Origin of the sequence: Burkholderia sp. BCC1998 (genome assembly GCF_905339875.1) — a bacterium.
In the GTDB taxonomy this organism is placed as follows: Bacteria; Pseudomonadota; Gammaproteobacteria; order Burkholderiales; family Burkholderiaceae; genus Burkholderia.
This window is the reverse complement of the sequence record NZ_CAJPHE010000001.1, coordinates 196385-210312: the sequence shown is the minus strand read 5'-3', so window position 1 is coordinate 210312 and position 13928 is coordinate 196385. Positions and strand designations below refer to the sequence as shown.

Here is a 13928-nt window from a genome sequence, read left to right as displayed (position 1 = left end):
GATGACCGATCACACCCGTTCCGCCACGCCCTTTCGGGTCGCCGCGCTGCAGATGGTGAGCACGCCGGACGTCGCACGCAATCTCGCCGAAGCCGGCCGCCTGATCGCGGAAGCGGCCGGCGACGGCGCGCAGCTCGTCCTGCTGCCCGAGTATTTCTGCTTCATGGGCCATCGCGACACCGACAAGCTCGCGCTCGCCGAACCCTACCGCGACGGCCCGATCCAGCGCTTCCTGTCGGAGGCCGCGCACCGTCACGGCATCTGGGTGATCGGCGGCACGCTGCCGCTGAAGGCGCCGGAGCCCGATCGCGTGCTGAACACGACGCTCGTGTTCGACCCGAACGGTCAGGAAGCCGCCCGCTACGACAAGATCCACCTGTTCAACTTCGAGAAAGGCGACGAATCGTTCGACGAGGCGCGCACGATCCGCGCGGGCGACACGGTCGTCGCGTTCGACGCGCCGTTCGGGCGGGTCGGCCTGTCGGTCTGTTACGATCTGCGCTTTCCGGAGCTGTATCGCAGGATGGGCGACTGCGCGCTGATCGTCGTGCCGTCGGCGTTTACGTATACGACGGGCCGCGCGCACTGGGAAATGCTGCTGCGCGCGCGGGCCGTGGAGAACCAGTGCTACGTGCTCGCGGCCGCGCAAGGCGGCAAGCACGAGAACGGCCGGCGCACCTGGGGCCACAGCATGCTGATCGACCCGTGGGGCGAGATCGTCGCGGTCCGCGACGAAGGCGCGAGCGTCGTGACCGGCACGCTCGATCCGCAGCGCATCGCCGACGTGCGCCAGAGCCTGCCCGCGTGGCGGCATCGCGTGCTGGCCTGAACCGCTGAACCGCCCGGCGCTTGAAACGCCGCCCGGCCAACCCATCTGCCCAGAACGCACCCGACAACTTTTTGAGAACCCTCGATACCCGCATGAACATCATCGAACCCGGCATCCGCAATCTTGCGCTGGCGAAGGACATCCTCCTCACGCCGTACGGCCTCGACGAGAGCCTGCTCACGCGCACGATGGCCGACATCTTCACGCATCGCGTCGACTACGCCGACCTGTACTTCCAGGCGACCCGCAGCGAAGCGTGGAGCCTCGAGGAAGGCATCGTGAAGTCGGGCAGTTTCAGCATCGACCAGGGCGTCGGCGTGCGCGCGGTCGCGGGCGACCGCACCGCGTTCGCGTACTCGGACGACCTGTCGCCGGAAGCGATCGCACAGGCGGCCGCGGCCACCAAGGCGATCGCGGCGGCCGGCGGCGGCCGCCAGAAGATCAAGGCGGCGACCTCCCTGAAGGGCATCTCGGGCCGCGACCTGTACCTGCCGTCCGATCCGCTCGCGTCGCTCGACGCGACCGCCAAGGTCAAGCTGCTCGAGCGCATCGAGCAGATGGCGCGCGGGCGCGACCCGCGCGTCACGCAGGTGATGGCGGGCCTCGCCGGCGAATACGACGTCGTGCTGGTCGCGCGCAGCGACGGCGCGCTCGCGGCCGACATCCGCCCGCTGGTGCGCGTGTCGGTCACGGTGATCGCCGAACAGAACGGCCGCCGCGAGATCGGCTCCGGCGGCGGCGGCGGCCGCTTCGACTACGGCTACTTCACCGACGACGTGCTGTCGCGCTACGTCGACGACGCCGTGCACGCGGCGCTCGTCAACCTCGACGCGCGCCCCGCGCCGGCCGGCGCGATGACGGTCGTGCTCGGGCCGGGCTGGCCGGGCGTGCTGCTGCACGAGGCGATCGGCCACGGCCTCGAGGGCGACTTCAACCGCAAGGGTTCGTCGGCGTTCGCCGGCCGGATCGGCGAGCAGGTCGCCGCGAAGGGCGTGACGGTGGTCGACGACGGCACGCTGCCGAACCGCCGCGGCTCGCTGAACATCGACGACGAAGGCAACCCGACGCAGTGCACGACGCTGATCGAGGACGGCATCCTGAAGGGCTACATCCAGGACACGCTGAACGCGCGCCTGATGAAGATGCCCGTCACCGGCAACGCGCGGCGCGAGTCGTACGCGGCGCTGCCGATGCCGCGCATGACCAACACGTACATGCTGAACGGCGACAAGGATCCGCAGGAAATCATCGCGTCGGTGAAGAACGGCCTGTACGCGGTGAACTTCGGCGGCGGCCAGGTCGACATCACGAACGGCAAGTTCGTGTTCTCGGCGTCCGAGGCGTACATGATCGAGAACGGCAAGATCACCTACCCGGTGAAGGGCGCGACGCTGATCGGCAGCGGCCCGGAATCGCTGAAGTACGTGAGCATGATCGGCAACGACATGTCGCTCGACTCGGGCGTCGGCGTGTGCGGCAAGGAAGGCCAGAGCGTGCCGGTCGGCGTCGGCCAGCCGACCCTTCGGATCGACAAGATGACGGTCGGCGGTACGGCATAACCGCATCGCGGCGCAGACAATCCGCGCATTTTGGCAAAAGCACGCGGATTCTCCGCATTTTTGAGCACCCCCGGTTGCCAGCGACGCGGCGACCGGGTATAAATTCCGAATCAACTTTTTTTGACGAACCGAATCTCCGTCATGTCCGCCAAGTTTTATTTTTACTTTTTTTGGCATCTCAGACCGCTGGCGGATCGAGAGGGTTGATGGCGCGTGAAGCGCAACCGAAATTCCCGAAAAAACCGCCGGCGAACCCGGCGGTTTTTTTTCGCCCTTCGCCACCCGGTCGCCGCCGCAGCGGATCCCGCGGCCCCGACCGAAATCACTGAATCGCTTGAATCGATGAATCTGCCGCACGCGCACTGACCGAACGGCGCCCGCAAAACCAGGAGAAACAGCATGCCCCCGCACAACACCGACGACGTCCGCATCCGCGAACTCAAGGAACTGACGCCGCCCGCCCACCTGATCCGCGAATTCGCGTGCTCCGAGGCCGCGTCCGAGCTGATCTACAACTCGCGCCAGTCGATGCACCGCATCCTGCACGGGATGGACGACCGGCTGATCGTCGTGATCGGGCCGTGCTCGATCCACGATACGAAGGCGGCGATCGAGTACGCGGGGCGGCTCGTGAAGGAGCGCGAGCGCTTCAAGGGCGAGCTGGAAATCGTGATGCGCGTGTACTTCGAGAAGCCGCGCACGACGGTCGGCTGGAAGGGGCTCATCAACGATCCGCACCTCGACAACAGCTTCAAGATCAACGAAGGGCTGCGCACCGCGCGCGAACTGTTGCTGCAGATCAACGAGATGGGGCTGCCGGCCGCGACCGAATACCTCGACATGATCAGCCCGCAGTACATCGCCGACCTGATCTCGTGGGGCGCGATCGGCGCGCGCACGACCGAGTCGCAGGTGCACCGCGAGCTGGCGTCGGGGCTGTCGTGCCCGGTCGGCTTCAAGAACGGCACCGACGGCAACGTGAAGATCGCGGTCGACGCGATCAAGGCCGCATCGCAGCCGCACCATTTCCTGTCGGTGACGAAGGGCGGCCATTCGGCGATCGTGTCGACGGCCGGCAACGAGGACTGCCACGTGATCCTGCGCGGCGGCAAGACGCCGAACTACGACGCGGACAGCGTGAACGCCGCGTGCGCGGACATCGGCAAGGCCGGCCTCGCCGCGCGCCTGATGATCGACGCGAGCCACGCGAACAGCTCGAAGAAGCACGAGAACCAGATTCCCGTGTGCGCGGACATCGGCCGCCAGGTCGCGGCCGGCGACGAGCGCATCGTCGGCGTGATGATCGAGTCGCACCTCGTCGAGGGGCGCCAGGACCTGAAGGAAGGCTGCCCGCTGACCTACGGCCAGAGCATCACCGACGCGTGCATCGCGTGGGACGACAGCGTGAAGGTGCTCGAAGGCCTCGCGGAATCGGTGAAGGCACGGCGCGTCGCGCGCGGCAGCGGCAACTGACAGGCGATACCGGTCGTGACCGTGGCTTCCCGCTTGCCAGCGGGTTGCCATGGTTCGACTGCAGCCGGTATCCGGTCCTGCTAGGCTAGCTAACACGCCCTGGCTAACCGGAGGTACTCATGTCGACCGTCAACATGCATGATGCCAAGTCGCGGCTTTCAAGTCTCGTCGAGGCACTGGAACTGGGGCGCGAATCCGAAGTCGTGATCGCCCGCAATGGCCATCCGGTCGCCCGCATCGTTCCCTACACGGCGCCTCGCCGCATCGGCGCCGCTCGTCAGCTGCTTGCCGGCCTGAACATCCCGACGACCGTCGAAGCATTCAACGCCGGCGACGAATCGATTGCCGCCGATTTCGATGCCAGCGCCGAGCGAGGACTCGCGCGTGAAGCTGTTGCTCGACACGCATATCGCGCTGTGGGCGGCTGAAGGCGCGCCGCAACTGTCGCCGACCGCCGTCGCATTGATCGAGGATCCGCAGAACACGCTGTACGTCAGCGCCGCGTCTATCTGGGAAATCTCGATCAAGTATCGTAAAGGCAACCTCCCCGTTCATCCACGCGATGCCCGTTCGGCATTCCGGCTCGCTGGCTTCGCGGAATTGTCGATCAATAGCGATCACGCCGAGGCGGTCGCTGCGTTGCCGGATTTCCCTGACCATGCCGATCCGTTCGATCGCATGATGGTCGCGCAGGCGCTACATGAAGGCATGCCGCTCGTCAGTGCCGATCCGAAGGTATGGCGCTACCACGCAACACTGATGCTACGCGCCTGAAGTCGCCCGCCTGGCGCAGCACGAACAAAAGCCCGACTCGCGCCGGGCTTTTTCATTGCCTCGGCCGGAACCGGCCGTCAGATCCTCACTCGAGCGCACCCGAGCCGAAGATCTCGGTGTTGATGCGTTCCGGCGCGACGCCGAGCGCGACCAGCGCGTCGCGTTGCGCCTTCATGAACGCGATCGGGCCGCAGATGTAGTAGTCGGCGTCAGGCACAAGCGCGTATTGCTTCACGCGTTCCGGCGTCAGGCGCCCTTCGAGGTCGTGATCGACGCCAACCCGGTCGGTCGGCCCCACCAATTCATATAGCACCGTGCGCTTGACGTTCGCGTGTTCGCGCACCGTATCGTTCAGCCAGTCGCGGAACGCATGCACCGCGCCCGACCGGCATGCGTGGACGAACCGCACTCCACGCGTGCTGCCTTCGCCGACCAGCGTCGAGGCCATCGACACCATCGGCGTGAGCCCGACGCCGCCTGAGATCAGCACGACCGGCGTATCGGCGCCGCGCTTCAGCGAGAATTCGCCCATCGGCGCCGTCACCTCGACGATCGCGCCCTCCTCCACGCCGTCATGCATCAGCGTCGACACCTTGCCGGCCGGGATCACCTCCGGCTGGCCGGCCTCGCGCTTCACCGAGATGCGCAGCCACTTGCCGTGCGGCGCGTCGGACAGGCTGTACTGGCGCGGCTGATCGACGCCGAGATCGCCGACGAAGCGCTTCACCGTGACGTACTGGCCCGGCGCGAAGGTCGGCGCGTCGCCGCCGTCGGCGGGTGTCAGGTAGAACGACGTGATCTCGTCGCTCTCACGCACCTTGCGGGCAACCTTGAACGGACGGAAGCCGCTCCACGCTGCGCCCGCGTACAGGTCGGCCTCGGCGCCGATCAGGATCTGCGCGAGCTGGCCGTACGCGACGCGCCATGCCTCGAGCGTCTCGGCATCGACCGCATCGCCGAGCACTTCGACGATCGACGCGAGCAGGTTCTCGCCGACGATCGGGTAATGCTCGGGGCGGATGTTCAGGCTCGCGTGCTTGTGCGCGATGTGCGACACCGCCCCGCCGAGCGCGCCGAGGTTGTCGATGTTCGCCGCATACGCATAGACCGCCTTCGCGAGCGTTTCCGGCTGGCTGCCGGTCTTCTGGTGCGTCTGGTTGAACAGGTTCTTCAGTTCCGGATGCCGCGCGAACATGCGCTGGTAGAAATGCTTCGTGATCGTCGCGCCGTGCACGGCGAGGACAGGGGCAGTGGCCTTCACGCGAGCCATCTGGTCAGCGGTGATGTGGGTCATGTTCGTTCTCCGTTAAACATGCGCATACGATACATCTTTAAAAACAGACGTCCGTCGGGCAAATTGTCGCAGTGCGGAAACACGACGCCGGGCGTCAGCGGACGCGCCCGCGCTCCCACAGCACGTCCGAGCCGCCATCCGCGCGGTTCAGCACACGCGCCAGCACGAACAGCAGGTCCGACAGCCGGTTCACGTAACGCCGCGGCGCGTCATTGAGCGTGTCGGTGCGCCCGAGCGCGACGATCGAGCGCTCCGCGCGGCGGCACACCGTCCGGCAGACGTGCGCGAGCGACGCCGCACGCGAGCCGGCCGGCAGGATGAATTCCTTCAGCGGCGGCAGCGTCGCGTTGTAGTCGGCCAGCCACGTGTCGAGGCGCGCGAGGTGCGTGTCGTCGAGCACCGCATGGCCGGGAATGCACAGCTCGCCGCCGAGATCGAACAGGTCGTGCTGGATCGTGACGAGCGCCGTGCGCACGTCGTCCGGCAGCGTCTCGGCGAGCAGCACGCCAAGATTCGAGTTCAGTTCGTCGACGTCGCCGATCGCGGCGATCCGCGCGTCGTCCTTGCCGATGCGCCGGCCGTCGCCGAGGCCCGTGGTGCCGTCGTCGCCCGTGCGCGTCGCGATCTTGCTCAAGCGGTTGCCCATGCGAATGTCCTCTCGTGCGCGGCCGCGATGCGGCCCGGTTGGGTTGGTACGCGATTATCGCAGCCCGCGGCGGCGGGCGCAGCGGGCGTTCCAGCGTAGAATGGACCGAAAGTTTGACAAGCAGTCGTCAGGAGACATTCGTGAATCACCCTGCCCCGCCGGCCGCCACGCGCCGCCCGCTGCCCCCCGCCATGCTCGATGCGCTGCGCGCCGCCTTCGGCGAGCGCGTGTCGACCGCCGACGCCGTGCGCGCCCATCACGGCCGCGACGAATCGCCGTTCGATCCGCAACTGCCCGACGCCGTCGTGTTCGCCCGCAACGCCGATGAAGTCCGCGAAGTCGTGTCGCTGTGCGCGCTCTACAGCGTGCCGCTGATCCCGTACGGCGCCGGCTCGTCGCTCGAAGGCCATCTGCTCGCGGTGCGCGGCGGCGTCTCGCTCGACCTGTCGGAAATGAACCGCGTGCTGTCGATCAACGCGGAAGACCTGACGGTCACGGTCGAACCGGGCATCACGCGCAAGGCGCTCAACGAAGCGCTGCGCGACACCGGCCTGTTCTTCCCGATCGATCCGGGCGCCGACGCCAGCATCGGCGGGATGACCGCGACCCGCGCATCGGGCACCAACGCCGTGCGCTACGGAACCATGCGCGAAAACGTGCTCGGCCTGACCGCCGTGCTCGCCGACGGCCGCGTCGTGAAGACGGGTTCGCGCGCGCGCAAGTCGTCCGCCGGCTACGACCTCACGCGCCTGTTCGTCGGCTCCGAAGGCACGCTCGGCGTGATCACCGAGATCACGCTGCGCCTGCATCCGCTGCCCGAAGCCGTGTCGGCCGCGATCTGCACGTTCCCGTCGATGGGCGACGCGGTGCGCACGGTGATCGAAACGATCCAGATCGGCGTGCCGATCGCGCGCGTCGAATTCGTCGACGCGCTCGCAGTGCGCTCGATCAACCGCCATTCGAACCTGACGCTCGCCGAAGCGCCGACGCTGTTCTTCGAATTCCACGGCACCGAGGCCGGCGTGAAGGAACAGGCCGAGCTCGTGCAGGCGCTCGCGGGCCAGAACAACGGCCAGGGCTTCGAATGGGCGACCCGCCCCGAGGACCGCACGCGGCTCTGGGCCGCGCGCCACAACGCGTACTTCGCGATGCTGCAGCTGAAGCCCGGCTGCCGCGCGGTGACGACCGACGTGTGCGTGCCGATCTCGCAGCTCGCCGCGTGCGTCGAGGAAACCGAGATCGACCTGCGCGCATCGTCGCTGCCCTGCCCGATCGTCGGCCACGTCGGCGACGGCAATTTCCACGTCGCAATCCTGATCGATCCCGACAAGCCCGAGGAAATCGACGAAGCCGAACGCATCAACGACCGGATCGTCGAGCGCGCGCTGCGCCTCGGCGGCACCTGCACCGGCGAACACGGCGTCGGGCTGCACAAGATGCGCTTCCTGCCGAAGGAGCACGGCGACAACGCGATCGACGCGATGCGCGCGATCAAGCTGGCGCTCGATCCGCGCAACCTGATGAATCCCGGCAAGATCTTCACGTGCTGACACGGCGGCGCGCCGCCGCGCCCCGGCTGGAGACCCAATGAACGCTTCCGTCGAACTGTCGAGCGCGACCCGCGCGCAGCGCCAGCGCGAAGTCGTGCAGGCGCTGATGGCCGTGCTGCCGACGCATTGCCTGCTGTTCCGCGACGAAGACACCGCGCCGTACGAATGCGACGGCCTGTCGGCGTACCGCCGGCTGCCGCTCGCGGTCGCGCTGCCCGAAACCGAATCGCAGGTGCAGCGGATCGTGCAGATCTGCCGCCGCATGGAAGTGCCGATCGTGCCGCGCGGCGCCGGCACGAGCCTGTCCGGCGGCGCGCTGCCGATCGCGAACGGCGTCGTGCTGTCGCTCGCGCGCTTCACGCGCATCGTCGAGGTCGATCCGTACGCGCGCACGGCCACCGTGCAGCCCGGCGTGCGCAACCTCGCGATTTCGGAAGCCGCCGCGCCTTACGGGCTGTACTACGCCCCCGATCCTTCGTCGCAGATCGCCTGCACGATCGGCGGCAACGTCGCGGAAAATTCCGGCGGCGTCCATTGCCTGAAATACGGGCTGACGGTGCACAACGTGATGCGCGTGCGCGCGGTCACGATCGACGGCGAGGTCGTCGAATTCGGCTCGCTCGGTCTCGACGCGCCGGGCCTCGACCTGCTCGCGGTGATGATCGGCAGCGAAGGGATGTTCGCGATCGTCACCGAAATCACGGTGAAGCTGATCCCGAAACCGCAGACCGCGCAGCTCGTGATGGCGAGCTTCGACGATGTCGTGAAGGGCGGCGAGGCGGTCGCCGCGATCATCGCGTCGGGCATCATCCCGGCGGGGCTGGAGATGATGGACAAGCCGGCCACTCAGGCCGTCGAGGCGTTCACGCACGCGGGCTACGACCTCGATGCGAAGGCGATCCTGCTGTGCGAATCGGACGGCACGCCCGAAGAAGTCGCGGAGGAAATCGTCCGCATGACGGCCGTGCTGCGCGAGCATGGCGCGACGCGCATCCAGGTGTCGCGCAACGAAAGCGAGCGGCTGCGCTTCTGGTCCGGCCGCAAGAACGCGTTCCCGGCCGCCGGGCGCATTTCCGCCGACTATTACTGCATGGACGGCACCGTGCCGCGCCGTGCGATCGGCCCGCTGCTCGCCCGCATCGAGCAGCTCGAGACGCGCTACGGGCTGCGCTGCATCAACGTGTTCCATGCCGGCGACGGCAACATGCATCCGCTGATCCTCTACAACGCGAACGATCCGGACGAGCTGCACCGCGCCGAGCAGTTCGGCGCGGAAATCCTCGAATGCTGCGTGGAATTCGGCGGCAGCGTGACGGGCGAGCACGGCGTCGGCATCGAAAAGCTGAATTCGATGTGCGTGCAGTTCTCGCCGCAGGAGCGCGATGCGTTCTTCGCGGTCAAGCGCGCGTTCGATCCGGCCGGGCTGCTGAACCCCGACAAGGGCATCCCGACCCGCGCGCGCTGCGCCGAATACGGCCGCCAGCACGTGCGCGGAGGGCTGCTGCCGCACCCCGACCTGCCGCGCTTCTGAGCGCCGCGCGGTGCGCGGCCCGTGCCGCCGCGCGGGCCGCGATGTGCCGCCCTGCCCGCGCCGGCCGTGCGCGCGGCGACGCCCGCATGCATTCGTCATGCGTGGCTTAGGGATAGTCGCGATGTGGATTCGCGCCACCCCGGTACAATCGACCGGACAACAACGAGGCAGCAATACAACATGGAAGAGGACGACATCGTCGCCGGATGGGCCGAACGCGTCCGCGCCGCCAGTGCCGACGGCCGGCCGCTGCGGATTCGCGGCGGCGGCACCAAGGACTGGTACGGCCAGGCGCTGGACGGCGAAATACTCGACACGCGCGCGTTTCAGGGCGTCGTGTCGTACGACCCGGCCGAACTCGTCGTCACGGTCCGCGCGGGCACGCCGCTCGCGCAGCTTGAAGCCGTCCTCGCCGAGTGCGGCCAGATGCTGCCGTTCGAGCCGCCTCACTTCGGCCGCGCGGCCACCGTCGGCGGCTGCGTCGCGGCGGGCCTCGCGGGGCCGCGCCGCGCGACCTGCGGCGCGCCGCGCGATTTCGTGCTCGGCGTCACGCTGATGAACGGCCGCGGCGAAGCGCTGCGCTTCGGCGGGCAGGTCGTGAAGAACGTCGCCGGCTACGACGTGTCGCGGCTGATGGCCGGCTCGCTCGGCACGCTCGGGCTGATGCTCGAGCTGTCGATCAAGGTGCTGCCGGTGCCCGTCGCCGAAGTCACGCTGAAGTTCGAGATGACCGCGACCGACGCGGTGCGCAAGCTCAACGAATGGGGCGGCCATCCGCTGCCCGTCAGCGCGAGCGCGTGGCGCAACGGCACGCTCGTGCTGCGGCTGTCGGGCGCCGAGGCGGCCGTGAAATCGGCGAAGACGCTGCTCGGCGGCGAAGTCGTCGACGCGGTCGAGGCCGAGCGCTTCTGGGCAGCCGTGCGCGAGCACACCGACCCGTTCTTCAACGGCATCCCGCCCGGCTATGCGCTGTGGCGGCTCGCGCTGCCGTCGATCACCGAACCGATGCACCTGCCCGGCACCCAGCTGATGGAATGGGGCGGCGCGCAGCGCTGGTGGATCACCGACGCCGACGCGCAGACGGTGCGCATGAGCGCGAAGCAGGCCGGCGGCCATGCGACGCTGTTCCGCGCGGGCGAGTCGTACGACCGCAGCGCGGGCGTGTTCACGCCGCTGCCCGCGCCGCTGATGAAGATTCACCGCGGGCTGAAGGCTGCGTTCGATCCCGCGCGTATCTTCAACCGCGGCCGCCTCTATCCTGATCTCTGAGGGATCGATGCAAACGAACCTCGCCGATTTCATCCGCAATACGCCCGACGGCGACGAGGCCGACGCGATCCTGCGCAAGTGCGTGCATTGCGGCTTCTGCACCGCGACGTGCCCGACCTATCAGCTGCTCGGCGACGAACTCGACGGCCCGCGCGGCCGCATCTACCTGATCAAGCAGATGGTCGAAGGCGCGCCCGTCACGCGCAGCACGCAGCAGCACCTCGACCGCTGCCTCACCTGCCGCAGCTGCGAGACGACCTGCCCGTCGGGTGTCCAGTACGGCCGGCTCGTCGAAATCGGCCGCAAGCACGTCGAGGCGCAAGTGCAGCGCCCGGTGCAGCAACGACTCGTGCGCCGCGTGCTCGCCAGCCTCGTGCCGAACGCGGCGCTGTTCTCGCCGCTCATGCGGCTCGGCCAGCACATGCGGCCGCTCTTGCCGAAACGGCTGCGCGACAAGGTGCCGCCGCGCACGCGGCTGCTCGAATGGCCGCAGCGCCCCCATTCGCGCAAGATGCTGATGCTCGCCGGCTGCGTGCAGCCGTCGATGCTGCCGAACATCAACATCGCGACCGCGCGCGTGCTCGACGCGCTCGGGGTCGAGACGATCGTCGCGCCCGACGCGGGCTGCTGCGGCGCGATCCGCCTGCACCTGAACTATCACGACGAGGCGCTCGACGACGCGCGCCGCAACATCGACGCGTGGTGGCCGTACGTCGAGCAAGGCGCCGAGGCGATCGTGATGAACGCAACGGGCTGCGGCGCGACGGTGCTCGAATACGCGCACCTGCTGCGCGACGATCCGGCCTATGCGGAGAAGGCGCAGCGCATCGTCGCGCTGACGCGCGACATCTCCGACGTGCTGCTCGCGTTCGAGGCCGAGATCGCGACGCTCGCGCGGCGCCGCGCGATCCATACCGTCGCGTACCACCCGCCGTGCACGCTGCAGCACGGCCAGCAGTCGCGCGGCAAGGTCGAGCGCCTGCTCGAGACGCTCGGCATCGACGTGCGGCTGCCGGCCGACAGCCATCTGTGCTGCGGCTCGGCCGGCACCTATTCGCTGACGCAGCCGTCGCTGTCGTACCGGCTGCGCAAGCAGAAACTGCTGAAGCTGCAGGCACTCGAGCCGCAGATGATCGTGTCCGGCAACGTCGGCTGCATCGCGCACCTGCAAAGCGGCACGCAGATTCCGGTCGCGCACTGGATCCAGCTCGTCGAACATCTGCTGTACGGCTGACGCGGATGGCCGGCCCCGCCGGCGCCCCGTCCGTATAATGGGCGAACCGATGCGGCGCGTGCCGTGCCGCACCCGCTGCCGCATTCGTCACCGCATTCGCCGCCGTACTCGCTTCCCGTGCCTGCTTCCGTGCCCGTCATGTCCGATTTCGCACTCCGTCTCGATTCCGTTCACCGCCGCATCGCCGACGCCGCCCGCGCGGCCGGCCGCGATCCCGCCACCGTCTCGCTGCTCGCCGTGTCGAAGACGTTTCCCGCCGACGACGTGCGCGCCGCGCATGCGGCCGGCCAACGCGCGTTCGGCGAGAACTACGTGCAGGAATCGATCGACAAGATCGACGCGCTCGCGGATCTGCGCGCCGCGCTCGAATGGCATTTCATCGGGCCGCTGCAATCGAACAAGACGCGCCCGGTCGCCGAACGGTTCGACTGGGTCCATTCGGTCGACCGGCTGAAGATCGCGCAGCGCCTCGCCGAACAGCGCCCCGCGCACCTGCCGCCGCTCAACGTATGCGTGCAGGTGAACATCAGCGGCGAGGCGTCGAAGAGCGGTGTCGCGCCGGCCGACGTGGCCGACGTCGCGCGCGCGGTCGCCGCGCTGCCGGCGCTGCGCCTGCGCGGCCTGATGGCAATTCCCGAGCCGGCCGACGATATCGATGCGCAACGCGTGCCGCATCGCACGCTGCGCGCGCTGTACGACGCATTGCGTGCCGACGGCCTGCCGCTCGACACATTGTCGATGGGCATGTCCGCCGATCTCGAGGCCGCGGTGCTCGAAGGCGCGACCATCGTGCGCGTCGGCACCGCAATCTTCGGCGCCCGCGATTATTCGCACTGAGCGCCGCCCTTTTCCGCCTTCCCGTTCACTCACTTGCTCAATTCGACACCATGAAAATCGCATTCATCGGCGGCGGCAACATGGCCGCGGCCCTGATCGGCGGCCTGATCAAGCGCGGCGTCGCCGCTGACGGCCTGTATGCCATCGACGTCAACGAAGACGCCCGCGCGCGCACCGCGCAGCAGTTCGGCATCCGCACCGGCGCGGCCGTCGACGCGACGCTCGCGGACTACGACGCGATCGTGCTCGCGGTGAAACCGCAGGTGCTGAAGGACGTCGCGCAGGCGCTCGCGCCGCACCTGACGTCGCAGCTCGTGATCAGCATCGCGGCCGGCATCCGCGGCACCGACCTCGCCCGCTGGCTCGGCGACTACGCACGCGTCGTGCGCACGATGCCGAACACGCCGGCGCTGGTCGGCATGGGCGTGACGGGCCTCGCCGCGCTGCCGGGCGTCGACGCGGCCGGTCGCGAGCTCGCGTCGAACGTGCTCGGCGCGGTCGGCGAGATCGTCTGGTTCGACGACGAAGCGCAGCTCGACGCGGTCACGGCGATCTCGGGCAGCGGCCCGGCGTACGTGTTCTATTTCATCGAAGCGCTGCAGGAAGCCGCGCGCCGCCTCGGCATGAACGACGAACAGGGCCGCGCGCTCGCGGTCGCGACGTTCGCGGGCGCCGCGCAACTCGCCGCGCAGTCGGGCGAACCGGCGAGCGTGCTGCGCGAGCGTGTGACGTCGAAGGGCGGCACGACGGCCGCCGCGCTCGCGTCGTTCGACGCGCAAGGCGTGAAGGAAGCGATCGTGCGCGGCGCGCTCGCGGCCGAGGCACGCGCGAAGGAAATGGGCGACGAGCTCGGTCGCGCGTAAGCGCCGCGTCGTCGGCCGGGCGTGCCCGGCAGCGCCAACAAAAAAAGCGGCCGCGGCCGCTTTTTTGTT

General features: G+C 68.5%; 13 protein-coding genes. 11 read left to right on the top strand and 2 right to left on the bottom strand.

Annotation, left to right across the window (positions count from 1 at the left end; all coding sequences use genetic code 11):
• Window position 1: 1 nt before the first annotated feature.
• The 5 genes from U5A56_RS00960 to U5A56_RS00940 all read left to right on the top strand — a co-directional run bounded on the left by U5A56_RS00960 (window position 2) and on the right by U5A56_RS00940 (window position 4635).
• Window positions 2-829 carry a carbon-nitrogen hydrolase family protein gene (locus U5A56_RS00960; protein ID WP_321920713.1) on the top strand — a complete coding sequence of 276 codons (828 nt, stop codon included), beginning with the start codon at window positions 2-4 and terminating at the stop codon, window positions 827-829.
• A 92-nt stretch (window positions 830-921) separates the two neighbouring features.
• Window positions 922-2388 carry a metalloprotease TldD gene (gene tldD / locus U5A56_RS00955; RefSeq protein WP_321920712.1) on the top strand — a complete coding sequence of 489 codons (1467 nt, stop codon included), beginning with the start codon at window positions 922-924 and terminating at the stop codon, window positions 2386-2388.
• Between the two features lie 399 nt (window positions 2389-2787).
• Window positions 2788-3861 carry a 3-deoxy-7-phosphoheptulonate synthase AroG gene (aroG, locus tag U5A56_RS00950; RefSeq protein ID WP_059465445.1) on the top strand — a complete coding sequence of 358 codons (1074 nt, stop codon included), beginning with the start codon at window positions 2788-2790 and terminating at the stop codon, window positions 3859-3861.
• 119 nt (window positions 3862-3980) lie between these two features.
• Window positions 3981-4289, top strand: a complete 309-nt coding sequence (locus U5A56_RS00945) for a type II toxin-antitoxin system Phd/YefM family antitoxin (RefSeq protein ID WP_321920711.1) — start codon at window positions 3981-3983, stop codon at window positions 4287-4289.
• Window positions 4246-4635 (top strand): type II toxin-antitoxin system VapC family toxin, encoded by a 390-nt coding sequence (locus tag U5A56_RS00940; protein ID WP_044844036.1) that lies wholly within the window; start codon window positions 4246-4248, stop codon window positions 4633-4635. Before U5A56_RS00945 ends, U5A56_RS00940 begins: the two co-directional genes overlap by 44 nt.
• 85 nt (window positions 4636-4720) lie before the next feature.
• Here the strand turns inward: U5A56_RS00940 and hmpA are convergent, their stop codons facing one another.
• Both hmpA and U5A56_RS00930 read right to left on the bottom strand, forming a co-directional pair.
• A complete protein-coding gene (gene hmpA, locus U5A56_RS00935; protein ID WP_321920710.1) occupies window positions 4721-5929 on the bottom strand; it encodes an NO-inducible flavohemoprotein in 1209 nt (402 codons plus the stop codon).
• Between the two features lie 94 nt (window positions 5930-6023).
• Window positions 6024-6575, bottom strand: coding sequence for a cob(I)yrinic acid a,c-diamide adenosyltransferase (locus U5A56_RS00930; protein WP_044844034.1), 552 nt, complete (start codon window positions 6573-6575; stop codon window positions 6024-6026).
• Between the two features lie 140 nt (window positions 6576-6715).
• Here U5A56_RS00930 and U5A56_RS00925 point away from each other — a divergent pair, with 140 nt between their 5' ends.
• The 6 genes from U5A56_RS00925 to proC all read left to right on the top strand — a co-directional run bounded on the left by U5A56_RS00925 (window position 6716) and on the right by proC (window position 13859).
• Window positions 6716-8125, top strand: coding sequence for an FAD-binding oxidoreductase (locus U5A56_RS00925; RefSeq protein WP_044844033.1), 1410 nt, complete (start codon window positions 6716-6718; stop codon window positions 8123-8125).
• A gap of 37 nt (window positions 8126-8162) precedes the next feature.
• Window positions 8163-9656 (top strand): FAD-linked oxidase C-terminal domain-containing protein, encoded by a 1494-nt coding sequence (locus tag U5A56_RS00920; protein WP_044844032.1) that lies wholly within the window; start codon window positions 8163-8165, stop codon window positions 9654-9656.
• Between the two features lie 180 nt (window positions 9657-9836).
• On the top strand, window positions 9837-10925 hold the full coding sequence (gene glcE, locus U5A56_RS00915; RefSeq protein ID WP_044844031.1) for a glycolate oxidase subunit GlcE: 1089 nt from the start codon (window positions 9837-9839) through the stop codon (window positions 10923-10925).
• Between the two features lie 7 nt (window positions 10926-10932).
• Window positions 10933-12159 (top strand): glycolate oxidase subunit GlcF, encoded by a 1227-nt coding sequence (glcF, locus tag U5A56_RS00910; protein WP_044844030.1) that lies wholly within the window; start codon window positions 10933-10935, stop codon window positions 12157-12159.
• 138 nt (window positions 12160-12297) lie between these two features.
• Entirely contained in the window at window positions 12298-12996 is a 699-nt protein-coding gene (locus U5A56_RS00905) for a YggS family pyridoxal phosphate-dependent enzyme (RefSeq protein ID WP_321920709.1), read from the top strand.
• A gap of 50 nt (window positions 12997-13046) precedes the next feature.
• Complete coding sequence (proC, locus tag U5A56_RS00900) at window positions 13047-13859, top strand: pyrroline-5-carboxylate reductase (protein ID WP_044844029.1); 813 nt, start codon at window positions 13047-13049, stop codon at window positions 13857-13859.
• The last annotated feature ends 69 nt before the right edge of the window (window positions 13860-13928 follow it).

What these genes read in the sequence shown, in the direction of transcription:
- aroG (WP_059465445.1), top strand. Translation starts at nt 2,788, where the DNA reads ATGCCCCCGCACAACACCGACGACGTCCGCATCCGCGAACTCAAGGAA.
- U5A56_RS00920 (WP_044844032.1), top strand. Translation starts at nt 8,163, where the DNA reads ATGAACGCTTCCGTCGAACTGTCGAGCGCGACCCGCGCGCAGCGCCAG.
- proC (WP_044844029.1), top strand. Translation starts at nt 13,047, where the DNA reads ATGAAAATCGCATTCATCGGCGGCGGCAACATGGCCGCGGCCCTGATC.
- U5A56_RS00905 (WP_321920709.1), top strand. Translation starts at nt 12,298, where the DNA reads ATGTCCGATTTCGCACTCCGTCTCGATTCCGTTCACCGCCGCATCGCC.
- glcF (WP_044844030.1), top strand. Translation starts at nt 10,933, where the DNA reads ATGCAAACGAACCTCGCCGATTTCATCCGCAATACGCCCGACGGCGAC.
- glcE (WP_044844031.1), top strand. Translation starts at nt 9,837, where the DNA reads ATGGAAGAGGACGACATCGTCGCCGGATGGGCCGAACGCGTCCGCGCC.
- U5A56_RS00960 (WP_321920713.1), top strand. Translation starts at nt 2, where the DNA reads ATGACCGATCACACCCGTTCCGCCACGCCCTTTCGGGTCGCCGCGCTG.
- tldD (WP_321920712.1), top strand. Translation starts at nt 922, where the DNA reads ATGAACATCATCGAACCCGGCATCCGCAATCTTGCGCTGGCGAAGGAC.
- U5A56_RS00930 (WP_044844034.1), bottom strand. Translation starts at nt 6,575, where the DNA reads ATGGGCAACCGCTTGAGCAAGATCGCGACGCGCACGGGCGACGACGGC.
- U5A56_RS00945 (WP_321920711.1), top strand. Translation starts at nt 3,981, where the DNA reads ATGTCGACCGTCAACATGCATGATGCCAAGTCGCGGCTTTCAAGTCTC.
- hmpA (WP_321920710.1), bottom strand. Translation starts at nt 5,929, where the DNA reads ATGACCCACATCACCGCTGACCAGATGGCTCGCGTGAAGGCCACTGCC.